General features: G+C 66.7%; 25 protein-coding genes and 1 tRNA gene. 8 read left to right on the forward strand and 18 right to left on the reverse strand.

From position 1 onward, the window contains the following. Positions 1–198: 198 nt before the first annotated feature. Together VGV37_RS09850 and VGV37_RS09855 are read right to left on the reverse strand one after the other, a co-directional pair. On the reverse strand, positions 199–459 hold the full coding sequence (locus VGV37_RS09850; RefSeq protein ID WP_326879489.1) for a hypothetical protein: 261 nt from the start codon (positions 457–459) through the stop codon (positions 199–201). 138 nt (positions 460–597) lie between these two features. Continuing rightward, positions 598–1,359, reverse strand: a complete 762-nt coding sequence (locus tag VGV37_RS09855) for a FadR/GntR family transcriptional regulator (RefSeq protein ID WP_326879490.1) — start codon at positions 1,357–1,359, stop codon at positions 598–600. Positions 1,360–1,600: 241 nt separating this feature from the next. On the opposite strand from VGV37_RS09855, the gene VGV37_RS09860 reads away from it, so the two are divergent. Continuing rightward, complete coding sequence (locus VGV37_RS09860) at positions 1,601–2,494, forward strand: NAD-dependent epimerase/dehydratase family protein (RefSeq protein ID WP_326879491.1); 894 nt, start codon at positions 1,601–1,603, stop codon at positions 2,492–2,494. Between the two features lie 59 nt (positions 2,495–2,553). Then, positions 2,554–3,579 carry an aldo/keto reductase gene (locus VGV37_RS09865; RefSeq protein ID WP_326879492.1) on the forward strand — a complete coding sequence of 342 codons (1,026 nt, stop codon included), beginning with the start codon at positions 2,554–2,556 and terminating at the stop codon, positions 3,577–3,579. On the opposite strand, the gene VGV37_RS09870 is transcribed toward VGV37_RS09865, so the two are convergent. From VGV37_RS09870 to VGV37_RS09880, 3 genes are all read right to left on the reverse strand, one after another. After that, on the reverse strand, positions 3,576–4,106 hold the full coding sequence (locus VGV37_RS09870) for a DUF3455 domain-containing protein (protein ID WP_326879493.1): 531 nt from the start codon (positions 4,104–4,106) through the stop codon (positions 3,576–3,578). The genes VGV37_RS09865 and VGV37_RS09870 overlap by 4 nt on opposite strands. A gap of 25 nt (positions 4,107–4,131) precedes the next feature. Continuing rightward, positions 4,132–6,441 (reverse strand): NADP-dependent malic enzyme, encoded by a 2,310-nt coding sequence (locus tag VGV37_RS09875; protein ID WP_326879494.1) that lies wholly within the window; start codon positions 6,439–6,441, stop codon positions 4,132–4,134. 131 nt (positions 6,442–6,572) lie between these two features. Further along, a tRNA-Leu gene (locus tag VGV37_RS09880) sits at positions 6,573–6,659 on the reverse strand. A 174-nt stretch (positions 6,660–6,833) separates the two neighbouring features. On the opposite strand from VGV37_RS09880, the gene lipB reads away from it, so the two are divergent. Beyond that, positions 6,834–7,490, forward strand: a complete 657-nt coding sequence (lipB, locus tag VGV37_RS09885) for a lipoyl(octanoyl) transferase LipB (protein ID WP_326879495.1) — start codon at positions 6,834–6,836, stop codon at positions 7,488–7,490. A gap of 9 nt (positions 7,491–7,499) precedes the next feature. On the opposite strand, the gene VGV37_RS09890 is transcribed toward lipB, so the two are convergent. Next, complete coding sequence (locus VGV37_RS09890; protein ID WP_326879496.1) at positions 7,500–8,312, reverse strand: AraC family transcriptional regulator; 813 nt, start codon at positions 8,310–8,312, stop codon at positions 7,500–7,502. 82 nt (positions 8,313–8,394) lie between these two features. On the opposite strand from VGV37_RS09890, the gene VGV37_RS09895 reads away from it, so the two are divergent. Continuing rightward, positions 8,395–8,889, forward strand: a complete 495-nt coding sequence (locus VGV37_RS09895) for a hypothetical protein (RefSeq protein WP_326879497.1) — start codon at positions 8,395–8,397, stop codon at positions 8,887–8,889. Here VGV37_RS09895 and VGV37_RS09900 read toward each other — a convergent pair. Then, positions 8,886–9,737: an alpha/beta fold hydrolase gene (locus VGV37_RS09900; RefSeq protein ID WP_326879498.1), complete on the reverse strand. Its 852-nt coding sequence runs from the start codon at positions 9,735–9,737 to the stop codon at positions 8,886–8,888. The genes VGV37_RS09895 and VGV37_RS09900 overlap by 4 nt on opposite strands. Before the next feature lie 153 nt (positions 9,738–9,890). Here VGV37_RS09900 and VGV37_RS09905 point away from each other — a divergent pair, with 153 nt between their 5' ends. Then, positions 9,891–10,523 carry a CGNR zinc finger domain-containing protein gene (locus tag VGV37_RS09905; protein ID WP_326879499.1) on the forward strand — a complete coding sequence of 211 codons (633 nt, stop codon included), beginning with the start codon at positions 9,891–9,893 and terminating at the stop codon, positions 10,521–10,523. Positions 10,524–10,578: 55 nt separating this feature from the next. Next, on the forward strand, positions 10,579–11,055 hold the full coding sequence (locus tag VGV37_RS09910; RefSeq protein WP_326879500.1) for a CinA family protein: 477 nt from the start codon (positions 10,579–10,581) through the stop codon (positions 11,053–11,055). Between the two features lie 2 nt (positions 11,056–11,057). Here VGV37_RS09910 and VGV37_RS09915 read toward each other — a convergent pair whose 3' ends face one another. From VGV37_RS09915 to VGV37_RS09925, 3 genes are all read right to left on the reverse strand, one after another. After that, on the reverse strand, positions 11,058–11,456 hold the full coding sequence (locus tag VGV37_RS09915) for a response regulator (protein WP_326879501.1): 399 nt from the start codon (positions 11,454–11,456) through the stop codon (positions 11,058–11,060). Beyond that, positions 11,453–15,202 carry a response regulator gene (locus tag VGV37_RS09920; RefSeq protein WP_326879502.1) on the reverse strand — a complete coding sequence of 1,250 codons (3,750 nt, stop codon included), beginning with the start codon at positions 15,200–15,202 and terminating at the stop codon, positions 11,453–11,455. The genes VGV37_RS09915 and VGV37_RS09920 overlap by 4 nt, the downstream gene beginning before the upstream one ends. Positions 15,203–15,418: 216 nt before the next feature. After that, the gene (locus VGV37_RS09925; RefSeq protein ID WP_326879503.1) at positions 15,419–16,048 is read right to left on the reverse strand and encodes a cold-shock protein; all 630 of its coding nucleotides are present in this window, start codon (positions 16,046–16,048) and stop codon (positions 15,419–15,421) included. Positions 16,049–16,459: 411 nt separating this feature from the next. Here VGV37_RS09925 and VGV37_RS09930 point away from each other — a divergent pair, with 411 nt between their 5' ends. Beyond that, the gene (locus VGV37_RS09930; RefSeq protein ID WP_326879504.1) at positions 16,460–16,948 is read left to right on the forward strand and encodes a GNAT family N-acetyltransferase; all 489 of its coding nucleotides are present in this window, start codon (positions 16,460–16,462) and stop codon (positions 16,946–16,948) included. Positions 16,949–16,951: 3 nt separating this feature from the next. Here the strand turns inward: VGV37_RS09930 and VGV37_RS09935 are convergent, their stop codons facing one another. The 8 genes from VGV37_RS09935 to VGV37_RS09965 all read right to left on the reverse strand — a co-directional run bounded on the left by VGV37_RS09935 (position 16,952) and on the right by VGV37_RS09965 (position 24,749). Then, positions 16,952–17,161: a hypothetical protein gene (locus VGV37_RS09935; RefSeq protein WP_326879505.1), complete on the reverse strand. Its 210-nt coding sequence runs from the start codon at positions 17,159–17,161 to the stop codon at positions 16,952–16,954. 68 nt (positions 17,162–17,229) lie between these two features. Next, positions 17,230–17,328 carry an MFS transporter small subunit gene (locus VGV37_RS30325; protein WP_414637964.1) on the reverse strand — a complete coding sequence of 33 codons (99 nt, stop codon included), beginning with the start codon at positions 17,326–17,328 and terminating at the stop codon, positions 17,230–17,232. 14 nt (positions 17,329–17,342) lie between these two features. Continuing rightward, a complete protein-coding gene (locus VGV37_RS09940; protein ID WP_326879506.1) occupies positions 17,343–18,704 on the reverse strand; it encodes an L-lactate MFS transporter in 1,362 nt (453 codons plus the stop codon). A gap of 91 nt (positions 18,705–18,795) precedes the next feature. Continuing rightward, a complete protein-coding gene (locus VGV37_RS09945) occupies positions 18,796–19,002 on the reverse strand; it encodes a formate dehydrogenase subunit delta (protein WP_326879507.1) in 207 nt (68 codons plus the stop codon). Further along, complete coding sequence (gene fdhD, locus VGV37_RS09950; protein ID WP_326879508.1) at positions 19,002–19,847, reverse strand: formate dehydrogenase accessory sulfurtransferase FdhD; 846 nt, start codon at positions 19,845–19,847, stop codon at positions 19,002–19,004. Before fdhD ends, VGV37_RS09945 begins: the two co-directional genes overlap by 1 nt. 7 nt (positions 19,848–19,854) lie before the next feature. Further along, entirely contained in the window at positions 19,855–22,695 is a 2,841-nt protein-coding gene (gene fdhF, locus VGV37_RS09955) for a formate dehydrogenase subunit alpha (RefSeq protein WP_326879509.1), read from the reverse strand. Between the two features lie 12 nt (positions 22,696–22,707). After that, positions 22,708–24,273: a formate dehydrogenase beta subunit gene (locus VGV37_RS09960; RefSeq protein ID WP_326879510.1), complete on the reverse strand. Its 1,566-nt coding sequence runs from the start codon at positions 24,271–24,273 to the stop codon at positions 22,708–22,710. After that, on the reverse strand, positions 24,270–24,749 hold the full coding sequence (locus tag VGV37_RS09965; RefSeq protein ID WP_326879511.1) for a formate dehydrogenase subunit gamma: 480 nt from the start codon (positions 24,747–24,749) through the stop codon (positions 24,270–24,272). The genes VGV37_RS09960 and VGV37_RS09965 overlap by 4 nt, the downstream gene beginning before the upstream one ends. A 255-nt stretch (positions 24,750–25,004) precedes the next feature. On the opposite strand from VGV37_RS09965, the gene VGV37_RS09970 reads away from it, so the two are divergent. Then, the gene (locus VGV37_RS09970) at positions 25,005–26,462 is read left to right on the forward strand and encodes a trypsin-like peptidase domain-containing protein (protein WP_326879512.1); all 1,458 of its coding nucleotides are present in this window, start codon (positions 25,005–25,007) and stop codon (positions 26,460–26,462) included. Positions 26,463–26,476: the final 14 nt, after the last annotated feature.

The following is a 26,476-nucleotide window of genomic DNA, read 5'->3' on the forward strand; positions in this document are numbered from 1 at the left end:
CTCCGCCGCCCGGGGCGCAATCTCGGCCGCCGAAAAACTCAGAACGCTCTCCCGGATCGCGTCCGCCGTCTCCCCTAGATCAAAGTTCAACGACGGCATCTGGTTCGACAGCATCAGGGATCTCCCTCGAGGGACCTCCCCTATTTAGCGCGGGTCCGCCGCCCTGCCCAGTGGCATCGGCGGCGCCGGCGAACCCCGTCAGTCCGCTGGCGGCTCGGGCGGGGGCGGCACCGGCGTCCGCGGCGAATGCAGGATCGCCCCCGTGAGTGTCTGGTCTGGCGACCGGCTCAACTCATTCTGGCCGTAATAGCTCAGGTTCGGTTGCACCCCATCCGGCTGCTTGATCCGGCTGCCGGTGCGGTAGGCGGTCGAGCCGTCGGCGACCGATGGATCGGCAGGTCCGGCACAGGCGGCGAGTCCGGCCGACGCGACGAGCAGCATGAAACCCAGCTTCCGCATGATGGTCTCCTTCGAGGATGATCGGCGCCCCTGTTGCCGACGCTTTCAGCCATGTGGGAATGCAGAGAGGCGGGCGCCATGACTCCCCGACAGAAAGACCGGCCGAGCCGGCGATTGCTTCCCTCAATTTCCCGTGAGCTAACGGTCGTGCTCGAGCACCTGATGGGCATCGTCCTCCGCATCGGCCAGCAGCCGGTGCATGGCGGCGCGCGCCGCGGTCTCGTCGCGCGCCAGCACCGCGTCGAGCACGGCGCGATGCAGCCCCATGGAATGACCGAGGCCCCCCGGTCGGCCGAGCGCCAGGCGCGCGGTCGAGCGGATGACCGTGTCCACCACGGCGCCGAGCGAGTTCAGGTATCGGTTGCCCGCCGCCTTGAGGATGGTCAGATGAAAGGCGATGTCGACGTCGAGCGCGTCGGGACCGGCGTCGGCATGAGGCGCCAGCGCTTCGAATGCCGCCCGCATGGCGATCGCGGATGCAGCGTCGTGACGCCGGGCGGCAAGTGCCGCCCCCTCCGGCTCGACCAGGCGGCGGATCTCGAACAATTCGCCCATCGTGTCGGCGAACCCGTCCGATGCGGCCTGCCAGGTGAGGACCGCGGGATCGAGCAGGTTCCAATGGTCCCGCGCCCGCACCACGGTGCCGGTCTTGGGCTTGGCCAGCACCAGCCCCTTGGCGGCCAGCACCTTGATCGCTTCGCGCAAGGTGGTGCGGCTGACGCCCAGTTGGCTGAGATAGACGGTTTCGGCCGGCAGCACGTCGCCGGGCAACAGTTCGCCGTTGAGGATCTTCTTGCCGAGCGTCTCGACGATCGCCCCGGGCAGGCCGGCCACGGGAGGACGCGGCGGCGCCAAGCTCTTGCGCCCACGAGATTTCTTGCCGACATCGCTGGACAGCATGCCGCCTCCCCTTTCACGCAGCCCTCGACCAGATTGCGGCGGGGCCTGCTTATCGTTGTTTACGTTCGTATCATCGGAGTTTTCGGCCGTCAATTATCGAGAGGCAGCGGCGACCGGAGCCTACCGACCCTAGGCCGATGAACCGGGCGCGCCAAGGGTGTCGGCGCAGCATTCGGGATGGTAAACGCCCGTGCCGAGCGCCATCTCTCGGGCCCGGGTTCGGCGATGGAAAGGACGGTCCATGAAGATCTTCGTGACGGGTGCCAGCGGTTTCATCGGCGGTTCCGTCGCGAGCCGCCTGGTCCTGGCCGGCCATGCGGTGCGCGGGCTGGTACGCGATCCGGCCAAGCTCGGCGCCGTGCGCCGGACCGGGGTCGAGCCGGTGCTGGGCACGCTCGACGATACCGCCCTGCTGAGCCGCGAGGCCCAGGCGGCCGACGCTGTGATCAATGCGGCGAGCAGCGATGATCGTCCTGCGATCGAAGCGATCGTCGCCGCGCTCGCCGGCTCCGGCAAGGCGCTGATCCATACCAGCGGCAGCAGCATCGTCGCGGACGAGGCGATGGGAGAACCGTCGGACCGGATCTTCGACGAGGATACGCCCTTCAACCCGGCGCCCGAGAAGGCGGCGCGCGTGGCGCTCGACCGGTTCGTGCTCGCCGCCCCCGGCGTACGATCGATCGTGCTCTGCAACAGCCTGATCTACGGCACCGGCCTGGGCGCCGAGCCGGAAAGCGCCCAATTGCCGCGGCTCGCGGCCGAGGCGCACAAGACCGGCATCGCCCGCCATATCGGCCGCGGCCGCAACATCTGGTCGACCGTCCATATCGCCGACGTGGCCGCCCTCTACCTGCTGGCGTTGGACAAGGCGCCGGCCGGCACTTTCTGCTTCGTCGAGAATGGCGAAACCTCGTTCGGCGCCATGGTCGGGGCCATCGCCACGCGGCTCGGCCTCGGCGCGCCGCAGCCCTGGCCGGCCGAGCAGGCGATCGCCGCGCTCGGACGACAGACGGCGGTCTTCTCGCTCGGTTCGAACAGCCGCGTGCGCGCGCACCGGGCTCGTAGCGTGCTCGGCTGGGCGCCGACATACGGATCGGTGCTCGACTGGATCGGAACGGAACTGCCCAAGGCTTGAGAAAGCCGGCGCCGCCCTCATGTACTCATACGAAATCCACTGACCAGAGAGATCGACCCATGGAATATCGCTACCTCGGTGCCTCGGGCTTTCGCGTACCCGCCCTAGCCTTCGGCACCGCGACCTTCGGCGGCACGACCGATTTCTTCAAGGCCTGGGGCTCGACCGACGTCGCCGCCGCCAATCGCCTGGTCGATGTCTGCCTGGACCATGGCGTCACCCTGTTCGACAGCGCCGACGTCTATTCGAACGGTGCCGCCGAGGAGATCCTGGGCGCCGCGATCAAGGGCAAGCGCGATCGGCTGCTGATCTCGACCAAGGCGACATTCCCGACCGGCGACGGGCCGAACGACTATGGCTCGTCGCGCTTCCACCTGGTCGAGGCCGTCGACAAGGCGCTCAAGCGGCTCGGCACCGACCACATCGATCTGCTGCAGCTGCATGGCCAGGACAATCACACGCCGGTCGAAGAGACGCTCTCGACCCTCGACCAGCTCGTCCGGGCCGGCAAGGTGCGCTATGTCGGCGGCTCCAACTTCGCCGGCTGGCACATGATGAAATCGCTTGCCGCCGCCGACCGCTACGGCTATCCGCGCTACGTCGCGCACCAGGCCTACTACTCGCTGCTGAACCGGGATTACGAGTGGGAACTGATGCCGCTCGGCCGCGACCAGGGCGTCGGCGCCGTCGTGTGGAGCCCGCTGGGCTGGGGCAAACTGACCGGCAAGATCCGCCGCGACCAGCCGGCCCAGCCCGGCAGTCGCGCCCACGACATCGCCGGCACCGGCCCGGCCTATCCCGAGGAGCGGCTGTTCGCAATCGTCGACGCGCTGGGCGCCGTATCCAAGGAGGTCGACAAATCGATCCCGCAGGTCGCACTCAACTGGCTGCTGCAGCGGCCGACCGTGTCGTCGATCATCATCGGCGCCCGCAACGAGGAACAGCTGGTGCAGAACATCGGCGCGGTCGGCTGGAACCTGACGCCGGAACAGGTTGCGAAGCTCGATGCGGCGAGCGACGCCAAGCCATCCTATCCGACGTGGCACCAGAAGGGCTTTCCGATGCTGAATCGGCCGCTGGTCTAAGGCGCTTTCGCGTAGAACCGGTAGGTCGCGGTATAGGGCACGCCGATCCGGGTATCGACCCGGATCGGCGCCGCCGACGGCGGCTGACCGCCATGGGTTTCGATCCGCTGCACGAAGCCGACCTTGCTCAGCACCCCCGGAGCCGGGTCGGCGGTGACCTTGAGCAGCAGCCATGGGATATCGGCCGCCGCATCAGGGGCGGCAACCGACTTCACCGGCGCGTCCGTGTCGCGCACGACCTTGCTGCCGTCCGGCGATTCCCAGGAGGGACCGACATAGTGGTAGAGCGCCGGCTTGCCGCGGGTCGCCAGGCGGGCGAGCGGCGCCTCGAGCATCCATTTGAAATGACCGTCGGCGTCGGCGACGCTCTTGTAGATCTGCACGCCCTTGGCCTCGGTGGTCAGCACCAAGGTTGCTCCGGCGATCTGGAGTTCCGCCGGAACCGGCTTCGCCGCCTCTGCGGCGCCGGAACCGGCGAGCAACAGAAGAACGGCCGCGAGGCTGCAGATGAAACGCCGTCCGATCATCGCAGCCTCCCAGGCCCGCCCCATGCTAGATGCCCGTCGTGCCGGCTTCCGCCTCAGCCGCCGTGGCGATCGTGATCTGGGCGTCGTAGACCGCGATGGCGCTCATGTTGACGAGGCCGCGCACCGTCGTCGACGGGGTCACGATATGGGCGGGCTTGCGCACGCCCAGCAGCGCCGGGCCGATCGCCAGGCCGTCGCCCAGCGCCTTCAGCAGGTTGAAGGCGATGTTGGCGGCGTCGAGCGTCGGCATGATCAGCAGGTTGGCCTGGCCAGACAGGCGCGAGTTCGGGAAGACGCGGGTGCGATGTTCGACCGAGAACGCCAGGTCCGCCTGCATCTCGCCCTCGACCTCGAGCTCCGGCGCGCGCTCGCGGATCAGCTCCAGCGCCTTGCGCATCTTGATCGCCGACGGCGCGTTCGAGTTGCCGAAACTGGCGTGGGACAGCAGCGCCACCTTGGGCTCGAAGCCGAAATGCTTCACCGTCGCCGCGGCATGGACGGCGATCCAGGCCAGATCCTCCGCGCACGGGTCATGGGCGACGAACGTGTCGGCCAGGAAGAACGTGCCTGTCGGCAGGATCAGCACGGACAGCGCGAACGGCCGGTCGACACCCGGCTGCAGGCCGACCACGTCGACGATATGGTGCAGATGGCGCTGGAAATCGCCGACCGCCCCGCAGATCAGCGCATCGGCCTCGCCGCGCTCGACCATCAGCGACGCGATCACCGTGTTGCGCGTGCGGACGATGTGGCGGGCGAAGTCGGGCGAGACGCCCTTGCGCTCCATGATCCCGTGGTAGTGGGTCCAATAGGCGTGGAACCGCGGATCGTCCTGCGGGTCGCACAGCTCGAAATCCTTGTCGATCTTGATGTGCAGGCCGAGCCGGTCCAGCCGTTTCTGGACCACCTCGCGCCGGCCGATGACGATCGGCTTGGCGATGCCTTCGTCGAGCACGGTCTGCACCGCACGCAGCACGCGCTCGTCCTCGCCCTCGGCATAGACCAGGCGGCGCGGATCCTGCTTCGCGCGCTCGAACACTGGCTTCATGACCAGGCCGGAGCGGAAGACGAACTGTTCCAGCCGCTGGCGATAGGCGTCGAAATCGGTGATCGGCCGGGTCGCGACGCCGCTGTCCATCGCCGCCTTGGCGACGGCGGGGGCGAGCGTGGTGATGAGGCGCGGATCGAACGGCTTCGGAATGAGATATTCCGGCCCGAAGGTCAGGGTCTGGTCGCCATAGGCGGCCGCGACCACGTCGGACGCCTCGGCCATGGCGAGATCGGCCAGCGCCTCGACGCAGGCGATCTTCATCGCCTCGTTGATCGTGGTGGCGCCGACGTCGAGCGCGCCGCGGAAGATGTAGGGAAAGCACAGCACGTTGTTGACCTGGTTCGGATAATCCGACCGGCCGGTGCAGATGATCGCGTCCGGACGCACCGCGCGCGCCTCCTCGGGCGAAATTTCCGGCGTCGGGTTGGCCAGCGCCATGATGATCGGGCCGGCCTCCATCTGGGCCAGCAGTTCCGGCTTCAGCACGTTCGGCGCCGACAGGCCCAGGAACACGTCGGACCCGCCGATCACGTCGGCGAGCGTGCGCGCGTTGGTGTCCTTGGCGTAACGATCCTTGCGCGGGTCCATCTCCTCGACCCGGCCCTTCCAGACCACGCCGAACCGGTCGGTGACCCAGACGTTCTCGACGCGGAGCCCCATGTCGACCAGCAGGTCGAGGCACGCCAGCGCCGCAGCGCCGGCGCCCGACGCCACGAGCTTGATCTCGTCCAGCTTCTTGCCGCGCAGCCTGAGCGCGTTGCGGATCGCCGCCGCAACGATGATCGCCGTTCCGTGCTGGTCGTCGTGGAACACCGGGATTTTCATGCGCGCGCGCAGCTTCGCCTCGATCTCGAAGCATTCCGGCGCCTTGATGTCTTCCAGGTTGATGCCGCCGAAGGTCGGCTCCAGCGCCGCCACGACCTCGACGAACAGATCCGGGTCGAGCGCCTCGACCTCGATGTCGAACACATCGATGCCGGCGAACTTCTTGAACAGCACGCCCTTGCCTTCCATCACCGGCTTGGAGGCGAGCGGGCCGATGTTGCCCAGGCCCAGCACGGCGGTGCCGTTGGTGATGACGCCGACCAGGTTGGCGCGCGAGGTCATGTTGGCGACCTCCGCCGGGTCGCGCACGATCAACATGCAGGCCTCGGCCACGCCCGGCGAATAAGCCAGCGCCAGGTCGCGCTGGGTCGACAGCGGCTTGGTGGCGTGGACCCCGATCTTTCCCGGCGTCGGATAGCGATGATAATCGAGGGCGGCGTCGCGCAGATCTTCGGCCATCGGCTTTTCTTCCCCAGAACCCCTTGTGATGGAACGTCGCTCCACCCCTGGCCCACAGGTAAGCCGATGCGCGTGCCCGTGCACAAGGGGCACGTCACGCGAATCAGATCAGATTTTTCTTAGAAGAGAGATGGTGCGGTCGAGAAGACTCGAACTTCCACAGAGTTTCCCCCACAGCGACCTCAACGCTGCGCGTCTACCAATTCCGCCACGACCGCACGTCGTATACTTACCCGCCCGAAGCATGGGCGGTCCGTTGAGGTTCGGGGTGGATAGCAAATCGGGATTACCATATCAAGCGATGGTTTCGGCCGACGTGACAGATCTGCCCTGCGGGCCGGAAAAACACGCGATCGATTGACAGGATCCGGGCGAACGGGCGGTTTCGGGCAATGAGCATGGAATGGCGGATCAGCGACGGGCTGGTCGATTACGAAAGCGCGAGCCGGGACATGGAGACGCGCGTGGCCGCGATCCACGACGGCACCGCAGGCGAGCAGGTCTGGCTGCTGGAGCATCCCCCGCTCTATACCGCCGGCACCAGCGCCAAGGACGAAGACCTGATCGATGCCGCAGGCCTGCCGGTCTATCGCACCGGCCGCGGCGGGCAATTCACCTATCACGGGCCGGGACAACGAGTCGGCTATGTCATGCTCGACCTGAAGCGCCATGGCGGCGACATCAGGCGCTATGTGCACGACCTGGAGGAGTGGCTGATCCGCACCCTCGCCCGCTTCCAGGTCAAGGGCGAGCGGCGCGAGGGCCGCGTCGGCATCTGGGTCGTCGAGCGCGACGGCAGCGAAAACAAGATCGCGGCGATCGGCGTGCGTGTGCGCCATTGGGTGACGTTCCACGGCGTCTCGCTGAACGTCGAGCCGGACCTGAAGAACTTCGATGGCATCGTACCCTGCGGCATCCTGCAGCACGGCGTGACCTCGCTCGCCGCCCAGGGCATCCTGGTCTCGATGCCAGAAGTGGATGCGGCCCTGCGGGTGGCGTTCGGCGAGGTGTTCGGCGCGGAGGCGGGTGCAATCGCGGGATCGCCATAGCGGGGTCGTTCAGCCTGGCGTGTTCCGCCGGTATTCCGTCGGGCTCACCCCCATCACCCGCCGGAAGCGGCGATTGAAAGTCGACAGGTCGCCGAAGCCCGCGTCGTAGGCGATGGCGGACACCGGCTCGCCCGACCGGCGCAGGCGGACGGCGGCGCGGCGCAGGCGTTCGCCCAGGACGAACTGGTGCGGGGTGACGCCGACCACGGCGCGGAAGGTCCGCAGGAAATGATAGGGGCTCATCGCCACCCGGGCGGCGAGATCGATCAGCGGGAAGGTCTCGTCGATCGTGACCTCCAGCAGGCGGAGCACCTCGCCGATCCTCCGTTCGTCGCGCCGGCCGGGCGACCTCGTCGGGCTGTCCGCCAGCGTTGCCGCGACCGCGCCGGCGAGGCCCAGCGCCACTTCCTCGAGGGCGGCGGGATCGTCCGCCGCCGCCTCGGCAGCCGCGACGAACGGCAGCAAGGCGGATGAGGGCGACAGGCGGGGATGCCGGAAATCGGCACGGCGAACGCCCGGCACGGCAGCGACGATCGCGTCGAACAGGCCCGGCTCGAAATGGAACGACAGGCAATGATCGCCCGCCGCATGGTCATGGCCGCATTCGAAGCAGGCGCCGGCGTTGCCGAGCAGCAGCGCGCCGGGTGCCAGCGTGGCCCGGCCCTGCTGGGTGCGGTATTGGAACGTGCCGCCGAGCACCATGCCGATGCAGACGGCATCGTGCCGTTCCTCGAACGGACGATCGCCCGGGCCGGCGGTGCAGACGATGTTCCGCACGCTCCAGCCGGGTCCGGACGCCAGCAATTCGGTGATCGCACTCATGCGGCCATCATAGCAATTTTTCCCAAGCGGCGGCGATCGCACTCGTCCTACGACAGGGCTCCCAACAAGGAGCCTCCCGACCATGAACGCCACATCATTCTCGCTCGCCGATCTGTTGTTTTCCGCAGGCCCCGCCCCGGACCGTGCCGATAAGATGGACCTTTACGGCCAGTTCGTCGGCGCCTGGGAAATGGATGCCGTCCTGACCGCCGACGACGGGACGCAATCGACCGGACAGGGCCGTGTCCGCTTTGCCTGGGCGCTGGAAGGCCGGGCGATCCAGGATGTCTGGATCCTGCCCGGCAGGTTCTACGGCACCACGCTACGCGTCTACGATCCCGCCATCGACGCCTGGCACATCGTGTGGAGCGATCCGCTTCACCAGTTCTACTCCCGCCAGATCGGCCGCGCCGAAGGCGCGGACATCGTCCAGCTCGGCAAGACCGACGCCGGCGTGCCGGTACGCTGGAGCTTCCGGGAGATCACGCCCAGCAGCTTCCGCTGGCTGGGCGAGTGCTCGCTGGACGACGGGGCGACCTGGCAATTGCGGTCGGATTTCCACGCCCGCCGGCTCTAGACGACGGTGCGGTCGAGGAAATCACGGATCTTGGCCGCGATCTCGGCCGCATGGGTTTCGAGCGCGAAATGGCCGGTATCGAACAAGTTCACCTCGGCCTTCGGCAGGTCGCGGCAGAATGCTTCGGCACCGGCCGGCAGAAAGAACGGATCGTTCCGGCCCCAGACTGCCAGGAGCGGCGGCTGATGCTCGGCGAAATAGGCATGGAAGGCCGGGTAGAGCGCCACGTTGTTGGCATAGTCGCCGATCAGGTCGAGCTGGATCTCGTCATTGCCCGGACGCGTCATCAGCGCCGCATCCAGCGTGTAGGATTCCGGGGCGACCTGCGTCGGATCCGCGACGCCGTGGGTATATTGCCACTTGGTCGTCTCCAGCGTCTGCATGGCCCGCAACGCATTGCGGTTCGCCGGGGTCGGATCGCGCCAATAGGTCTGCACCGGCCCCCAGTCGGCGCTCAGCCCGTCCTCGTAGGCATTGCCGTTCTGGGAGATGATGGCGGTGACCCGCTCCGGCCGGGCGCGCGCCAAGCGGAAGCCGACCGGCGCGCCATAGTCGAACACGTAGAGCGCGTAGCGGGTAAGGCCGACCGCATCGGTGAAGCCCTCGATGACTCGCGCCAGATTGTCGAACGAATAGACGAAGCCGGCCGGCGACTGGGTGAAGCCGAAGCCCGGCAGGTCGGGTGCCACGATGTGGAAGCGATCCTCGAGCAGCGGGATGAGGTCGCGGAACATGTGGGACGAGCTCGGGAAGCCGTGCAGCAGCAGCAGCGTGGGACGCGTGGCATCGCCGGCCTCGCGGTAGAAGATCTCGTGTCCGTCGACGGCGGCGGTGCGGAACTGAACCATGATGGGCGACTCCGAAACGGTGAGCAGGAAGCGAGGGAGCGTAACCAATTAAGTAGCGTATTGATGGTTACTCTAATCTAAGTAACTTGTCAAACACGTTTTTGATAGTTACCTATCGAGAGCTGGTACGAATGCCGGCTCCGAGGACACCGTATGAACATCGCCCCCGCCCCCCGACCCGCAGCGTTCTTCGTCGGCGATCATCTGGCGCTGGATTTCCTGAACAGCGTGGCGACCGCCGCCGCCGGCGGCTCGACCGAATGGCTGGTCGACGGCATCGATCTGGTGGATTGGCTGGAACAGGCCGGCGCGATCGAGCCCGGCGTCGCAGTCCTGTTCCGCCTGGGCGACCGCCCGGCGCTCGATCGCGTGGCTGTCCAGGCGCGGGACCTGCGCGACTGGCTGCATGGTTTCGTCCGGCGCCACGAAGGCAAGGCGCTCGGCCCTGATGCAACCGCGGAATTGGCGCCGCTGAACCAGCTGCTGGCGCGCGACGACAATTATCTGCAGATCGGGATCGACGGCCGCGGGCATGGTCCGCACAGCCACCGCGTCCGCCGCTGGACGACAGCCGACCAGTTGCTGCAACCTCTCGCCGCCGCCATTGCCGACCTCGTCTGCCATGCGGATTTCCGCCTGATCCGCACCTGCGAGGGCGTTGCCTGCACGCTTGTGTTCCTGGACAAGACCAAGGCCCATGGTCGGCGCTGGTGCAGCATGGCGGTGTGCGGCAACCGGGCGAAGGTCGCGGCCCACCGCGCGCGTGCCGGCAAGAGGGCATCGTGACCCCTTGATCCGCCACCAGACGCCACGCCATCATCGGTGCGGAGGAGCATCGCCCATGGACCTGGACAGCATCGCGACCCGCATCGCCCGACGCTTGATCGAGCGGGGCGAAACGATCGCCGTATCGGAATCCTCGGCCGGCGGATTGATCTCGGCGGCGCTGCTGGCCGTGCCCGGCGCGTCGGCCTATTTCCTGGGTGGCGCCGTCGTCTACACCGGCGTGGCGCGACAGGCGCTGCTCGGCATCACACCCGACGACATCACCGGCATGCGTCCATCATCGGAACCCTATGCCGAGTTGCTGGCCCGGACGGTCCGCGGCAAGTTCGAGGCGAGCTGGGGGCTGGCGGAAACCGGCGCGACCGGCCCGGCGGGCAATCGCTATGGCGATGCCGCCGGCCATGCCTGCCTCGCCATCGACGGCCCCGCTCGTCTGGTCCGCACGATCGAAACCGGCTCGCCGGATCGCGCCGGGAACATGCAGGCCTTCGCGGTCGCGGCGCTACGGCTGCTCGAGGATGCGCTCGCCTGAGATCAGCTGATCCGCCGCGTCGTCCAATATTCGATCCGTTCGATCAGCTTGTCCGGGTCGAACGGTTTCACGATGAAATCATTGCCGCCGGCACTGAGCCCGGCGGTCACGTCCTCGCTGGTTTTGAGCGCGGTCAGGAACGCGATCGGCACGATCCGTAGCGCCGGATTGGCGCGCAGCAGCCGGCAGGTCTGGAATCCGTCGATGTTGGGCATCTGGATGTCGAGCAGGATCAGCCGCGGCACCATGCGCGCTGTCAGTGTGACCGCCTCGCGGCCGCGACGGGCGCCCACGAAGCTGAACCCGGCGCTTTCGACGAAGCCCTGGATCAGCAGCAGCGTTTCGGCCTGGTCGTCGATGGCCATGATGATCTTGTTGCGGCGTTCCGACGTCGAGATCATGAATCGGCCCCCTGCTTGACCCCGATCCGGCTCCGTCGGGCGGCAAGATACGCACCGAGGGCATTGACGCTGGACCGCGCGGCCGCCTCGACGGCGACGAGCAGACGTTCGATCGCCGCTCCATCTTCTGCCCGGGCGGCCTGCTCCAGTTCGGCCGACAGGCGCTGCATCTCGCGCACGCCGAGGTTGCCCGACGACCCATTCAGGACATGGGATGCCCGCGCCATGCCTTCGAAATTTGCGGCCCTCGTCATGGTCGCGAATTCCGCCAGCTGCACCGGGATTGCCCCGAGATAGCTTTCGACGATCAAGGAAAATCGCGTGTCGGACATCATTTCCGCCAACCGATCGAGATGACCGGTATCGAGCCCGCCTCCCGCCGCCGCGGCCACCGCTTCCGCCGGCACATCGGACACGCCGCCGGAAATCCATTGCGCGATGGTCGCCAGCAGCCCGACCCGCTCGAATGGTTTCGAGACATAGTCGTTCATTCCTGCGGCGAGGCAGGCCTCGCGATCGCCCAGCATGGCGTTCGCGGTCAGGGCCACGATCGGGACCCGCCCGGATGGCCCCGGTACGGCGCGGATTTCCCGCGCCGCCTGCAACCCATCGACGCCCGGCATCTGCACGTCCATCAATACCAGATCGTAAAGGTGACGAGTGGCGGCTTCGACCGCCTCGCGACCGTCGTTCGCCAGATCGACCCGATAGCCCGCACCCCGCAGGATCGTCGCCGCGATCTCCTGGTTGATCGCGTTGTCCTCGGCGATCAGCACATGAGGACCCTGCTCGCCCCTAGGTTGCTCGACCGGATCTTCCGGCAGCCGCTCCGCTTCAATCGCCCGATCACCGAGCAGCCGATCGATCGTGCCCACCAGGATCTGATGACGCACCGGCTTGGTCAGGAAGGCGTCGAACCCGACCACCGCCGCAGGATCAGCCTTGAGCGGCGTCCCGACCGACGAGATCAGCACGAGACGCGGCGGACGACCGACCGCCTCCGCGCGGATACGATCGGCGAGTTCGACCCCGTTCATGCCTGGCATCAGTTCGTCGACGAGGACGAGATCGAACGGATGGGCATCCATCTGCGCCGCAGCGAGGGCGGCGAGTGCCGCCGGGCCGTCGTCGGCCTGGACGACATCGGCGCCGTAGCCGGTCAGTTGCCGCGCGAGGATCAGCCGGTTGATGTCGAGATCGTCGACGACCAGCAGTCGACGGCCGGCGAGATCCGTGCCCGACAAGACGCGCCGGGCTGCAATCGGTCCCTGGGCCGGGGCGAGCGGCACCTCGAACCAGAACAGCGCACCGCCGCCCGGCCTGTCATCGACGCCGAGAGTGCCGCCCATCAGTTCGACCAGTTGCTTGGAGATGCTGAGGCCGAGCCCCGTGCCACCGAAGCGGCGCGCGATGGTATCGTCCGCCTGGATGAATTTCTCGAACAGGCGCGCCTTGGCCGTGTCGTCGAGACCGATCCCCGTGTCCGCGACTTCGATCCGGATCCGGTCGCGCATGCCGGCGCTCGCCTTTACCTCGACCGAAACGAAGCCCTGGGCCGTAAACTTCACCGCATTGGACAGGAAGTTCAGCAGGATCTGGCGCAGCCGCGTCGGATCGCCCTGGAATGGCTGGCTTGCGGTCCCGTCGACGAGGACGACCAGCTCGAGCTGCTTGGCATAGGCGCGGGGCGCCATCAACTCGACCACATCCTCGATCAGCGTCTCCAGATCGAAATCGATCGCCTCGAGTTCGAGCTTGCCGGCCTCGAGCTTCGACAGGTCGAGAATGTCGTTGATGACGGTCAGCAGCGCCTCCGCCGACAGCTTGACCGCATCGGCGAAGCGGCGCTGCTCGGCAGTGAGGCCGGTCGACAGCAGCAGGGCGTTCATGCCGATCACGCCGTTCATCGGCGTGCGGATCTCGTGGCTCATGTTGGCCAGAAACTCGCTCTTGGCCTCGCTCGCCGCCTCAGCCGCCGCCCGCGCTGCCCGCAGATCGTCCGCCGCCGCCGCCAATTCGGCCGCCTGGCTCTCGGTCTGGATCCGCCGTCGGTCCAGCTCGATCTCGCGGGCGCGCCGTTCGGTGATATCGCGCAACAGCACGACATAACCCAGGCCGTTCTTCATGGGATTGCGCCGCACCTCGATCCAGGTCCCGTCCGAGAGCTGCCGTTCATAGACGGTCGGCTCCAGCACGCGGATCCGCTGGGCATAGTCGTCCATGATCCGATCCGGGTCACCCGGACCTACATCGCCGCGCCGGATCAGGGTCTGACGAAGCTGGGCGCCTGGGTCCTCGGCCCCAAGAATTTCGGCGCGGTCGAGCTTCAAGATCTCGAAGAAGCGCTCGTTCGCATTGACCAGGCGAAGCTCCGGGTCCAGCACCTCGATCCCGTCGGGAATCGTCATGAAGGTAGTGGCCAGGACCTCGGCCTCGCGCGCTCTGGCACGGCCATTGCGCACCTCTTCGGTCACGTCGCGCCCCGTGCCGCGATAGCCCAGGAACTGACCGCCGCGGTCGAAGCGCGGCTTGCCGCTGACCGAGATGAAGGCGTGCCCGTCCGGCACCGGCAACTGATAGACGAAGTCGCGGAACGGCCTGCGCGCCGCAATCGTTTCCAGATGATCCTGCACCGCCCCCGGCACCACGTCCGGGCTGAATTTGACGTAGGAGGTCCGATCCCGACCGATCGCCGCCACCGGATCGTCGCCGATCCGCCGGATGCCTTCGGACATGTAGGTGATGCGATTGGCGGTGTCGCATTCCCAGAACCAGTCGGTCGAGGCTTGGGCCCAGTCGGCGAAGCGCGCTTCGGTCGTCGCCCGGCGTTTCACCTGGCGATAGAGGAACCACGCGAACAGCAGGATCGCGATATCCACGACCAGCACCGCGGAGGTCTGCTCGATGGTGTCCTGGCGCCATGACGCCATCCATTCGCGCTCGGACAGGCCGATGACCACGACCAGCGGATAGGCGTCGAGCCGGCGGTAGGCCTTGAAGCGGACGATCTTGTCGTAGCGCCCCTTGTTCACATATTCCCCGGCCGGAGCCTTTGGCAGTTCCTGCTTGAGCACGGTTTCGCCGGCATCGCTCCGCCCCATCAGATCGGCCCGGAACGGATGCCGGATGAGCGCGACCCCGTCGAGCCGGATCAACGAGATCGTACCCTCGGCGCCGATGTCGAAGTTCTTGTAGAACTGCTGGAACTGGCCGCCGTCGAGCGCTGCGACGAGTACCCCCCGGAACCGCCCGTCAGGGCCGGTGATCCTGCGAGCCATGATGATCGTCAGCTTGCCGCTGGAGTGGCTGAAGATCGGTTCGGAAACGAAGGTCCTGGCGTCCGGATGGTCCCGCAGGTAGATGAAATAATCGCGACCCGAATTGTCGATATCCGTACGCAGCTGCGGCAGCGAACTGGCCTGCCAATGCCCGTCGATCCCGATCAGCACCAATTCGCGGATCTGCGGCGCCTGCTGGGCCCGGCTGGCCAGGATGACGTTCAGACGATCGAGGAAACCGGGTTGCAGCCCGTCGTCCTCGATCCGCTGCGAGAGGCCCGCCAATACCAGGTCCGCGGCCTGCAACGTCCGTTCCGCATGCTGGGACAGCGCCAGCGCCAGGTTGTGGGCACTGGTGATCCCTTCGCCCCGCTCGATGGTTCGAGCCCGCAGCACGATGGCGACGTCGAAGGCGAGAAAGACGATACAGAGGGCGATCGCGCACAGCAGAATGGAAGCCTGGGCCATCGGCCCGGCTTGGCGTGCTTCTCTCCCTGTGCTTGGACCGCGAGCGCGCATGACGGCAACCGTAGCAAACCCCACCTTGCCCGTCTCTTAATGCTTGAGCACCCAGGGGCCACGGCAATGCGCAAAGAAAAGGCCACATCCCGCCCGTCTGGGCAGCATGTGGCCTGATCTGGTTTGGTCCGGCGGATGGCACTATCCGCCGGGAACCTCGTCCGTCTAGTCTCCGAGCGAGATCGACAGCGCTTCGCGACCCTTCGGGGTATCCACCACCTTCATCGAGACCGTCTGGCCTTCGACGAGGTGCGAGATGCCCGCCTGGGACAGGATGGAGATATGGACGAACACGTCCTTGCCGCCATCCTGCGTCGCGACGAAGCCGAAGCCCTTCTCGGGATTGAACCACTTGACGCTGCCGTCGAGTGCCACCGCCGACGACGCGTCCGGCGTGAAGCGCGGCGGACGGCTGCCGGCCATGCCGCCGGGAGCACCGCCGAACCCACCGGGGCGCGGAGCGCGCGGCGGCTGAGCCTGGGCCGTGCTCTCGTCGACCTCGATCACGCGGGTGATCTGCATGCCCTTGGCGCCCTGGCCGACCTGGACCTTCAGCTTCGAGGCCGGCGCCACCGCTTCATGACCGGCGGCCTGTAGCGCGCCGATATGCAGGAAGGCATCGCCCGACCCATCGGCCAGCTCCGCGAAACCAAAGCCCTTTTCAGGGTTGAACCATTTTACCGTCGCTTCGACCACCGGCCCCGCTGCGGGGGACTGATCGAACGATGACGGACCGCCGAACGGGCGCGCTGCCGGGCGTGCTGCCGGCCCCCGCGTATCGTAAGGCTGCGGCATATCATCATCGAACCCACGCCGCCGCGGCTGCCGGAAATCCCTGCCCTTGCTCATGTCGCCTACTCATCTCCATTGTGGCGGGAGCTCTGCTCCGCACCCGTCTCCCGCAGGGCAGTCTTTCTGCTGCTGCCGAAGTTTACTACTTCGCGCCGACCGCGTCACCCCGGGCAGGGGCATCGGCAGCCGTCTTTCAACGCGGCGGCACCTTGCACGTCGCGCGTCTGGATATTTACCACGCCTTTGGGACAATTGGGCGCGCTTTTATCGCTTGCCCCCCTGGCATGAGATGAGTCCCACCGCCTTCCGTTGCACAGGAAGCACACCTTCGAGCGAAATACCGGAGGCGGCCCGCTTGCGGCGCGAGACGGGCGCATGCGAAGTACGAACGGCGACTGAAATCGGGGAGCGAAAATGGACCGGACCATCGTGGCGATCGGCGCCGGCTTGCATCTGCACCCCGTCCGCCCGGACCAGGTCGACCAGCTCGCCCGACTGCAGCGCAGCGCGTATGCGCAATGGCTTCCCGTGCTCGGCCTGGAACCGCTGCCGTATCGGGCGGACTACCGGCAGTTGCTCGACGATCACGACGCATGGCTGGCCCATCTCGCCGATGGCACGGAAGCCGGCGCCCTCGTCGTCGCGATCCTGGACGACCATCTGCTGATCTGGAGCGTGGCCGCGGCCGACGGCCTGAGCGGGCGCGGCATCGGCCGGGCGCTGGTTGCCTTCGCCGAGGCCGAAGCGGTGCGCCGCGGCCTCGGCGAAGTGAGGCTCTACACCAATGCGCTCATGGCTCGGAACATCACGCTCTACCTTGGTCTGGGCTATGCCGAGACGGGGCGCGAGACGACGGACGACGGCCGCAACATCGTCCATATGGCCAAACGCGTCGGCGGGTGACGCTTACCCACCCACGGCCTTGGCCTCGCAGCGCGTCGTGGAACAGACACCGCACTTGAGCTTGCCGTTGAGGTTGAGCGGCATGAGGTCGGCGCCGAATTTCGCGGCGAGGGTCCTGGCCGGTACGGTCTTGCGTCGCAGGCAGCCCAGGCACAGCACCTCGACGTCGAGCCCCTTGTCGGCACACTGCCCGAGCGTGAGAAGCCTGACCATGACGAAACGCTCCCGGCCGAGCAAGTCCGAGGAGCCGGCGCCAGGCGCCAGCTCCTCACTTGCCTGCGTTACTGGAACAGTTTCAGCGCGTTTTCCAGAGTCTGTTCGACACCCCACAGCAGCGGGATGCCGACGGCGAGCCAGAGGACGACGAGACGAGCGGTCATGATGCTTCCCCTTCTCAGGAATGCGCCGAAGCGACTTCACGATAATGATGACGTTCCTCGACGGCCCGCATGGCGAGATTGGCGAGGAAGCCGACCAGCAACAGGCCGCACATGATGTACATAGTGATCGAGTAGGCCTGCGCCTTCGGCACGCCGGCTTCGATCTGGTACTGGCGGATATAGTTCACCAGAACCGGGCCCAGCACGCCCGCGGCCGACCAGGCGGTCAACAGCCTGCCGTGGATGGCGCCGACATGCATGGTGCCGAAGACGTCGCGCAGATAGGCCGGCACGGTTGCGAACCCGCCGCCATACATCGAGATGATGATGGCGAAGGCTGCCACGAACAACGTGACCGAGCCGATTTGGCCGGTCGTCGGCACCAGGGCATAGAGCGCGATGCCCAGCAGGAAGAACACCATGTAGGTGTTGCGCCGGCCGAGATAGTCCGAGGTCGTCGCCCAGAAGAAGCGACCGCCCATGTTGAACAGGCTGAGGAGCCCGACGAACCCGGCCGCGGTGGTGGGCGTGATGCGGGTGCCGAACATCTCCTGGATCATCGGCGACGCCTGGCCGATCACGCCGATGCCGGCGGTCACGTTCAGGCACAGAACGGCCCAGAGCAGCCAGAACTGCTTCGTCCTCCAGGCGATGTCGACATGGACCTGGCTCGTCGTCACCAGCTTCTTCGGCTGCGTCGGCGCCACCCAGCCCGCAGGCTTCCAATCGGCGGCGGGCACGCGAACCGCATAGACGCCGATCATCATGAAGACGAAATAGATCACGCCCATCACGACGAATGTGCCGACCAGGCCGGTCGACGTGGCGCTCTTGAAATAATTCATCAGGAACACCGACAAGGGCGCCGCGATCATGGCGCCGCCGCCGAAGCCCATGATGGCCATTCCGGTTGCCATGCCCGGCCGGTCGGGAAACCACTTGATCAGGGTAGAAACCGGGGAAATATAGCCGATGCCGAGGCCGCAACCACCCAGCACGCCGTAGCCGAGGTACAGCAGCCACAAGGCGTGGAGATGGATGCCGACGGCAGAGATCAGGAAACCGCCGCCGAAGCAGAGCGCCGCCGTGAACATCGCCTTGCGCGGACCGACGTTCTCGACCCAGCGCCCGAACACGGCCGCCGAAACGCCCAGGAAGACGATCGCGATCGAGAAGATCCAGCCCAGTTCCGCCAGGTTCCAATCGTCGGGCGCCGACTTCGTGATTCCGATGAGCTTGGTCAGCGGCAGGTTGAAGGTCGAAAAAGCGTATGCCTGGCCAATCGCCAGATGCACCGCGAGCGCCGCGGGCGGCACCATGAACCGGTTATAGCCTGGCGGCGCGATCGTATGCGCCCGATCCAAGAATGAACTCATCGTCTGTGACCCCCCTAATGTGCGCGACCCCTGTCGGATTTCGCGTCGGTGTTTGACCACCTTGCCGTTTTCGTTCGATAGCGGGCGCCGGTCAGGACAGCCGGCGGACCGCCTCGGGTACGAGGCCATGCAGGCCCGTGCCGCCGTCCGCTACATGCTGCTTGATCGTCACGAGCATCCGCGGTTCCCAGAACTGCTTCAGATGGTCGGTTATTCCCGCGACCGCCTCGTCGTGCGGATAGGAGGAAAAATAGGTGGCGATCTGGTTGGCCATCCGGATCAGGCGATCGGCGTGCATCAGGCTACTCCGGCGAGATTGGCGATCCGGGCGGGATGCGCATAGACCGTGACCGCATCGGCACGGGCGAGTGCCACCACGCAGATGCCCGCACGGTCGGCCGCCTCGACCGCGAGGGCTGTCGGCGCCGAGATCGCCACCAGCGCCGAAATCCCCGTGGTCGCGGCCTTCTGCACCAGCTCGTAGCTGAGGCGGCTGGTCAGCACCGCAAAACCGGGCGGCCGGCCCCCGCGCCGACCGGCCATCGCGCCGATCACCTTGTCGAATGCGTTGTGCCGCCCGACGTCCTCAGCGAGATGTCGAATGGCGCCGTCCGGATCGGCCCAGGCGGCGGCATGGACCGCGCCCGCCTGCCGATTGAGCCGTTGCATCGGCGCCAGCCCGTCGAGCGCGCGATGGATCGCTTCGAGCGACAGCGGAGTCCGATCGTCGAGCCTCGGCAGCGGGCGCATCGCATCAGCCAGGCTTTCGACCCCGCACAGCCCGCAGCCGCTGCGTCCGGTCAATGCCCTGCGACGATCCTTGAGCCCGGCGAACGGGCGCGCCGTGATGGTCAGGCGCAGCTCGATCCCCTCGCCCGCCGACACGATTTCCAGGTCCAGCAACTCGTCCGGCGTCGCGATGATCCCTTCGCTCAACGAAAACCCGAGCGCGAAATCAGCGAGGTCGCTGGGGCTGGCCAGCATGACCGCGTGGCTGACGCCATTGTAGACAAGGGCGACCGGCACCTCTTCGATCAGCTGCGCCGTAACGTTTTCCGCCAACGCGCCGAGGCGCCAGGCCTGACGCGGCACCACGCCTGCACGCTGGACCGAAGGAGCGTCTGCCAAGCGCGCTGCCGTCATGGCGTCGCTATTCCGCCGCCGCGGGATCGACGATGCGCGTCGTTTCCTCGCGCAGCGCCGCGTAGCGATCCTGCCAGCCCGAGCGATGGTTGGTCAGCCGGACCTGAACCGCCGTGACCTTGTATTCAGGGCAATTGGTCGCCCAGTCGGAAAAATCGGTCGTTACCACGTTCGCCGCCGTTTCCGGATTATGGAACGTCGTATATACCACCCCAGCCTGCACCCGGTCAGTGACTTTCGCGCGGAGGCTGGTCTCCCCGGCACGACTCGCCAGCGAGACCCAATCACCGTCGGCGATGCCCCGGTACTCCGCGTCGAACGGATGGATCTCCAGCAGATCCTCCTCGTGCCACACCACGTTCTCCGTCCGCCGGGTCTGCGCGCCGACGTTGTATTGCGACAGGATGCGGCCCGTCGTCAGGATCAACGGATAGCGCGCGGTGCTGCGCTCTTCCGTCGGCACGAACTCGGTGATCGCGAACTTGCCTTTGCCGCGCACGAAGCCGTCGACATGCATGGTCGGCGTGCCGTTCGGTGCCTTGTCGTTGCACGGCCACTGGATGCTGCCCAGTTCCTCGATCCTGGCGAAGGACACGCCGGCGAAGGTCGGCGTCAGACGCGCGATCTCGTCCATGATCTCCGACGGGTGCCGGTAGTTCATCGGATAGCCGAGCGCGTTCGACAGCAGCATGGTCGCCTGCCAGTCGGCGTAGACTGCCATCGGCGGCATGGCCTTGCGGACCATGCTGATCCGGCGTTCCGCGTTGGTGAAGGTACCGTCCTTTTCCAGGAACGACGAGCCCGGCAGGAAGACATGGGCGAAGCTCGCCGTCTCGTTCAGGAAGATATCCTGGATCACGACGCATTCCATGGCGGCGAGGCCGGCCGTGACATGGGTGATGTCCGGGTCGGACTGGGCGATGTCCTCGCCCTGGATGTAGAGCCCCTTGAACGTGCCGTCGACCGCGGCATCCAGCATGTTGGGGATGCGCAGGCCCGGCTCGCCGCGGAGCGTGACGTTCCATACTTCCTCGAAGCTCTCGCGCACCGCGTCGTTCGAGACATGGCGGTAGCCGGTGAATTCGTGGGGGAACGAGCCCATGTCGCAGGAGCCCTGCACATTGTTCTGCCCCCGCAGCGGGTTCACGCCGGCGCCCTCGTGCCCGACGTTGCCGGTGATCATGGCGAGGTTCGCCATGCCCATGACCGCCGTCGTGCCCTGGCTATGCTCGGTCACGCCCAGGCCGTAATAGATCGCGGCGTTGCCGCCGGTCGCATAGAGCCGGGCGGCGGCGCGGAGGTCGGCCGCCGGCACGCCGGTGATCGCCTCGACCGCCTCGGGCGAATGGCGCGGATCGGCGATGAAGGCGCGCCAACGTGCGGTCTCCATCGGCTCACAGCGCTCGGCCACATAAGCTTCCGCCACAAGGCCCTCGGTCACGACGACATGGGCGAGCGCATTCAGCAGCGCCACGTTGGAGCCGGGCTTCAGCTGCAGGTGATAGTCCGCCTGGACATGGGGCGTGCGCACCAGATCGGTCCGCCGCGGGTCGGCGACGATCAGCCGCGCGCCTTCGCGCAGGCGTTTCTTCATCCGGCTGCCGAACACCGGATGGGCGTCGGTCGGGTTGGCCCCGATCACCAGGATGACGTCGGCCTGCATGACGCTGTCGAAATCCTGGGTGCCGGCCGAGGTGCCGAACGTCGCGCTGAGACCGTAGCCGGTCGGCGAATGGCAGACGCGGGCACAGGTATCGACGTTGTTGTTGCCGAAGCCGGCGCGCACCAGCTTCTGCACCAAGTAGGTCTCTTCGTTGGTGCAGCGCGAGGAGGTGATGCCGCCGATCGAATCCCGGCCGTATTTCGCCTGGATGCGCCTGAACTCGGACGCGGCATAGCCGATCGCCTCCTCCCAGCTCACTTCGCGCCAGGGATCGCTGATCTTCGACCGGATCATCGGCTTCAGCATCCGCTCCTTATGGGTCGTATAGCCCCAGGCGAAGCGGCCCTTGACGCAGGAATGGCCGTGGTTGGCGGCGCCATCCTTCCAGGGCACCATGCGCACGACCTCGGTGCCGCGCATCTCGGCCTTGAAGCCGCAGCCGACGCCGCAATAGGCGCAGGTCGTGATCACGCTATGCTCGGCCTGACCGGCCTCAATGACCGAGTTCTCCATCAGCGTCGCGGTCGGGCAGGCCTGGACACAGGCACCGCACGAGACGCATTCGGACGCGAAGAAGTCCGTGCCGCCCGGCGACACGGCCGACGCGAAGCCACGCCCGTCGATGGTCAGCGCGAAGGTGCCCTGCACCTCCTCGCACGCCCTGACGCAGCGCGAGCAGACGATGCATTTCGACGGGTCGAAGGTGAAATACGGGTTGGACGTATCCTTGCCGGCGTCCAGATGATTGTGCCCCTCGTAGCCGTAGCGGACTTCGCGCAGACCCACGACGCCGGCCATGTCCTGCAACTCGCAATCGCCATTGGCGGCGCAGGTGAGGCAGTCGAGCGGATGATCGGAGATGTAGAGTTCCATGACCCCGCGCCGCAGCTTGGCGAGACGCTCGGTCTGGGTCTTGACCTTCATGCCGGCCTCGACCGGCGTGGTGCAGGACGCGGGTGTGCCGCGCCGTCCGTCGATCTCGACCAGGCACAGCCGGCATGAGCCGAACGGCTCCAGGCTGTCGGTCGCGCACAGTTTCGGAACCTTGGTGCCGATCTCGGCCGCCGCACGCATCACCGAGGTGCCGACCGGCACGGTTACGGCCATGCCGTCGATTTCCAGCGTGACCATCTGGGCGGATGGGCTTGGCGGCGTGCCGAAATCGGTCTCGTGGATGAGCGACATGGAAAGCGGCTCCTATTCCGCGGCGCGCGCCGGGGGCGCTGCAGCCGAACGGTCGAAATCGTCGGGAAAATGGGTCAGGGCGCTCAACACCGGATAGGGCGTGAGGCCGCCCAGCGCGCAGAGCGAGCCGTCGAGCATCAGGGTGCAGAGGTCGTCGAGCAGCACGAGGTTCTTGGCGACGGACTCCCCGGCAATGATCTGCTCGATCACTTCGGCGCCGCGGGTCGAGCCGATCCGGCACGGCGTACATTTGCCGCAACTTTCCTCGGCGCAGAACTCCATGGCGAAGCGCGCCTGTTCGGCGAGGTCGACCTGGTCGTCGAACACCACGACGCCACCATGGCCGACCATGCCCTTCACCGCCGCGAACGCCTCGTAATCGAGCGGCGTGTCGAGCAGGCTTTCCGGGAAATAAGCGCCCAAGGGACCGCCGACCTGGACTGCGCGGAACGGCCGGCCGCTGGCCGTGCCCTGGCCGTAGTCCTCGATCAGTTCGCGCAACGTGATGCCGAACGCCCGCTCGATCAGGCCGCCCCGCTTCACGTTGCCGGCAAGCTGGATCGGCAATGTCCCGCGCGAGCGGCCCATGCCGAAGTCGCGGTATGCCTGCCAGCCCTTCTCGAAGATGACTGGCACGGTCGCGAGCGAAACCAGGTTGTTGACGACGGTCGGCTTGCCGAACAGGCCCTCGATCGCCGGCAGCGGCGGCTTGAAGCGCACCAGCCCGCGCTTGCCTTCGAGGCTTTCCAGCAGCGACGTCTCCTCGCCGCAGATATAGGCGCCGGCGCCGAGCCGGGCTTCGAGATGAAACGCCGGACCGGTGCCCATGACAGACGCGCCGATGAGGCCCGCCGCGGTCGCGCGATCGATCGCCGCCGAGAAGGTCTTGAACGCGTGGGGATATTCGGAGCGGATATAGACGAAGCCCCGGGTGGCCCCCACGGCAATCGCAGCGATGGCCATGCCCTCGATCAATGAATAGGGATCGCCCTCCATCAGCATGCGATCGGCGAAAGTTCCGCTGTCGCCCTCGTCGGCGTTGCACACGACGTATTTCTGGTCGGCCGGCGCGTTCAGCACGGTGCGCCATTTGATGCCGGTCGGGAATCCCGCGCCGCCGCGGCCGCGCAGGCCGGCTTGGGTCACCTGTTCGACGATCTCGGCGCCGGTCAGGGTCAGCGCCGTCTCCAGACCCTTCCAGCCGCCATGGGCGCGGTAGTCGTCGAGCGACAGCGGATCAACGATGCCGCAGCGCGCGAAGGTCAGGCGTTCCTGCCGCTTCAGATAGTCGATCTCCTCCGTCGGGCCGAGCGCGAGCGCGTGGGCGCCGCCGCCTAGGAACCCCGCGTCGAACAGACCGGCGACATCGCCCGGCGTGACCGGCCCATAAGCAATCCGGCCCGCCGGGGTCTCGACCTCGACCAGCGGTTCGAGCCAGAACAGTCCGCGCGAACCGTTGCGGACCAGATCGATTGCGACACCGCGCGCGACCGCTTCCCGGGCGATGGCGACGGCGACCCGCTCGGCCCCGACCGACAGGGCGGCAGCATCGATCGGTACGAAGACGCGGACATTCATGACCGGCTTCCGATCTCGGCCATCAGTTCGTCGAACCGCGCCGCATCGACCCGGCCATGAAGCTCGCCATCGATCATGACGGCCGGCGACAGCGCGCAATTGCCCAGGCAATAGACCGCTTCGAGCGTCACGCGCCGGTCCGCCATGGTCGCCCCCATCGCCACGCCCAGGCGCGCCTTGGCATGACGTTCGAGATCGCGACAGCCCATCGACTGGCACGCCTCGGCGCGGCATAGCTTGACGACGTGCGCCCCGGCCGGCGCATCGCGGAAATCATGATAGAAGCTGATGACGCCGTGGATCTCCGCCCGGGAAAGATTGAGCGCGTCTGCGATGAGCGGCACGGCGGCCGCATCGACGCAGCCGAACCGTGCCTGCAGCGCATGGAGGATCGGCAAAGTTGCGCCTTGCAGATGCTTCAGACCGTCGATGACGTCCCGGGCGGTCACCGGATCGAAGGGCGCGGAATGCGCCATAATGTTCCTCCCACGCAACCCTTTGGGTCCCACCAGACAATTGGTCCCCTCTGGCTATTTGCGCTCGGCGCGAACCAGGGTCCATTCGTTTTTATCTATTTTGCGATAGCGAAAAGCCGTCTGTGCAGATGCGAAATAGATTGGGCCTGCCCATCGGAGCTAACCATCCGCGGCGAAACCGCGTTTTTCGCTGGGCAGCGATACTGCGCTCAATCTAAAGGTTAGCCAGAGGAAGCAACTTGAGTTGGATGGAAAATGTCGCTACGCGCCGTCGGGAAATTCGTCCTGATCCTCGCCGTCGGCTTGACAGCGGCATGTCAGGCCGCCGCCCAGCAAGGCAGTTTGGCAGATGCGCGCGAAGCGATCCGGGCCAAAGACTACGGCCGCGCCATCGCGATCCTGCAGCCCCTCGCGGAGCAGGGCAATTCCGCAGCCGAGCAGGAGTTGGGCGGCATCTACTTCCTCGGACTCGGTACGCCGGTCGATGCCAACGCGGCCCTGAAATGGTTCATGGGGCCGGCCCAGAAGGGCGATGCGATCGCACAGAAGGACGTCGCCATTGTCTACCAGTCCGGGAAGCTCGGTCCGAATGACGACGAGGCATTTCGCTGGTTCAAGCTATCGGCGGAGCAAGGCAATGCCGACGCCGAGTCGAACCTCGGCTTCATGTATCGCAGGGGCCGTGGAACGCCCCCCGACGTGAAGGAAGCAATCCGCTGGACGATCAAGGCAGCCGAACAAGGCCATGCCGTGTCGCTCGCAAATCTCGGGACGCACTATGCCGAAGGTCTCGGGGTTGCGCAGAGCTATTCCCAGGCGCTGTTCTGGCTCGATGTCGCCATCCAACGAATGCCGCCGAACGGACCGGAGCGACCCAAGCATCAGAAATACGCCGACGGTCTGGCGGCCCATCTGAGCGCGACCGAAGTCCAGAGCATCGCCGCATCGGCGACCACCTGGATCCCGGCGCGCGGCGCCCTCGACTCCGTTCTCGCTCAAGCCGGTCTGCCGCCGAACGGACCGGGGCCATCACCGGTGCGGATTGCATCCGCAGCCACGCCGGCGCCCCAGGCCCCCGGCGGCAGACCGCCGTCCGGCTCCGGCTCCGGTTCGGGCTTCATCTTCAATACCGCCGGAGAGGTCCTCACCAACAATCACGTCGTCGATCGCTGCACCTCGATCCGCACCCGCCTTGCCAACGGCGAGCCGACCGCGGCGACCCTGATCGTCACCGACAAGATCGGCGACCTGGCGGTCCTGCGTCCTGCGGTCCGCCTCGGCGAGCCGGTCGCCCTCCGCGACAAGGCCGCACGCCAGGGCGAGACGGTGATTGTCGCCGGCTTCCCGCTATCCGGCCTCCTGACGACGGACATGAACATCTCCGAAGGCATCGTCAGCGCGCTCTCCGGCCTGGCCGATAGTGCCCGGCAGATCCAGATCAGTGCGCCGATCCAATCGGGAAATTCCGGCGGCCCGGTTTTCGATGCGGACGGCGCTGTCGTCGGCGTCGTTCAGAGCGCGCTGAACACGGCCGCGCTCGCAGCTGCCGGAACCATCGCGCAGAACGCCAATTTTGCCATCAAGGCATCCTCGGTCCGCGAGTTCCTCGATGCCAAGGCGATCCCGTACGAGACCACCGCCGCCGGAAAGACGCATGGTCGCGTGCCGGAACACGCGCGCCGGTCGACGGTCTTCATCGAGTGTCTGCGCTGAACCGGACCTGCCCC

Origin of the sequence: Aliidongia sp. (genome assembly GCF_035943795.1) — a bacterium.
Lineage (GTDB): Bacteria > Pseudomonadota > Alphaproteobacteria > ATCC43930 > CGMCC-115725 > Aliidongia.

Excerpts from the sequence above, each read along its gene's own strand:
- VGV37_RS09850 (WP_326879489.1), bottom strand. The coding sequence starts at position 459 with ATGCGGAAGCTGGGTTTCATGCTGCTCGTCGCGTCGGCCGGACTCGCC.
- VGV37_RS09855 (WP_326879490.1), bottom strand. The coding sequence starts at position 1,359 with ATGCTGTCCAGCGATGTCGGCAAGAAATCTCGTGGGCGCAAGAGCTTG.
- VGV37_RS09860 (WP_326879491.1), top strand. The coding sequence starts at position 1,601 with ATGAAGATCTTCGTGACGGGTGCCAGCGGTTTCATCGGCGGTTCCGTC.
- VGV37_RS09865 (WP_326879492.1), top strand. The coding sequence starts at position 2,554 with ATGGAATATCGCTACCTCGGTGCCTCGGGCTTTCGCGTACCCGCCCTA.
- VGV37_RS09870 (WP_326879493.1), bottom strand. The coding sequence starts at position 4,106 with ATGATCGGACGGCGTTTCATCTGCAGCCTCGCGGCCGTTCTTCTGTTG.
- VGV37_RS09875 (WP_326879494.1), bottom strand. The coding sequence starts at position 6,441 with ATGGCCGAAGATCTGCGCGACGCCGCCCTCGATTATCATCGCTATCCG.
- lipB (WP_326879495.1), top strand. The coding sequence starts at position 6,834 with ATGAGCATGGAATGGCGGATCAGCGACGGGCTGGTCGATTACGAAAGC.
- VGV37_RS09890 (WP_326879496.1), bottom strand. The coding sequence starts at position 8,312 with ATGAGTGCGATCACCGAATTGCTGGCGTCCGGACCCGGCTGGAGCGTG.
- VGV37_RS09895 (WP_326879497.1), top strand. The coding sequence starts at position 8,395 with ATGAACGCCACATCATTCTCGCTCGCCGATCTGTTGTTTTCCGCAGGC.
- VGV37_RS09900 (WP_326879498.1), bottom strand. The coding sequence starts at position 9,737 with ATGGTTCAGTTCCGCACCGCCGCCGTCGACGGACACGAGATCTTCTAC.
- VGV37_RS09905 (WP_326879499.1), top strand. The coding sequence starts at position 9,891 with ATGAACATCGCCCCCGCCCCCCGACCCGCAGCGTTCTTCGTCGGCGAT.
- VGV37_RS09910 (WP_326879500.1), top strand. The coding sequence starts at position 10,579 with ATGGACCTGGACAGCATCGCGACCCGCATCGCCCGACGCTTGATCGAG.
- VGV37_RS09915 (WP_326879501.1), bottom strand. The coding sequence starts at position 11,456 with ATGATCTCGACGTCGGAACGCCGCAACAAGATCATCATGGCCATCGAC.
- VGV37_RS09920 (WP_326879502.1), bottom strand. The coding sequence starts at position 15,202 with ATGGCCCAGGCTTCCATTCTGCTGTGCGCGATCGCCCTCTGTATCGTC.
- VGV37_RS09925 (WP_326879503.1), bottom strand. The coding sequence starts at position 16,048 with ATGCCGCAGCCTTACGATACGCGGGGGCCGGCAGCACGCCCGGCAGCG.
- VGV37_RS09930 (WP_326879504.1), top strand. The coding sequence starts at position 16,460 with ATGGACCGGACCATCGTGGCGATCGGCGCCGGCTTGCATCTGCACCCC.
- VGV37_RS09935 (WP_326879505.1), bottom strand. The coding sequence starts at position 17,161 with ATGGTCAGGCTTCTCACGCTCGGGCAGTGTGCCGACAAGGGGCTCGAC.
- VGV37_RS30325 (WP_414637964.1), bottom strand. The coding sequence starts at position 17,328 with ATGACCGCTCGTCTCGTCGTCCTCTGGCTCGCCGTCGGCATCCCGCTG.
- VGV37_RS09940 (WP_326879506.1), bottom strand. The coding sequence starts at position 18,704 with ATGAGTTCATTCTTGGATCGGGCGCATACGATCGCGCCGCCAGGCTAT.
- VGV37_RS09945 (WP_326879507.1), bottom strand. The coding sequence starts at position 19,002 with ATGCACGCCGATCGCCTGATCCGGATGGCCAACCAGATCGCCACCTAT.
- fdhD (WP_326879508.1), bottom strand. The coding sequence starts at position 19,847 with ATGACGGCAGCGCGCTTGGCAGACGCTCCTTCGGTCCAGCGTGCAGGC.
- fdhF (WP_326879509.1), bottom strand. The coding sequence starts at position 22,695 with ATGTCGCTCATCCACGAGACCGATTTCGGCACGCCGCCAAGCCCATCC.
- VGV37_RS09960 (WP_326879510.1), bottom strand. The coding sequence starts at position 24,273 with ATGAATGTCCGCGTCTTCGTACCGATCGATGCTGCCGCCCTGTCGGTC.
- VGV37_RS09965 (WP_326879511.1), bottom strand. The coding sequence starts at position 24,749 with ATGGCGCATTCCGCGCCCTTCGATCCGGTGACCGCCCGGGACGTCATC.
- VGV37_RS09970 (WP_326879512.1), top strand. The coding sequence starts at position 25,005 with ATGTCGCTACGCGCCGTCGGGAAATTCGTCCTGATCCTCGCCGTCGGC.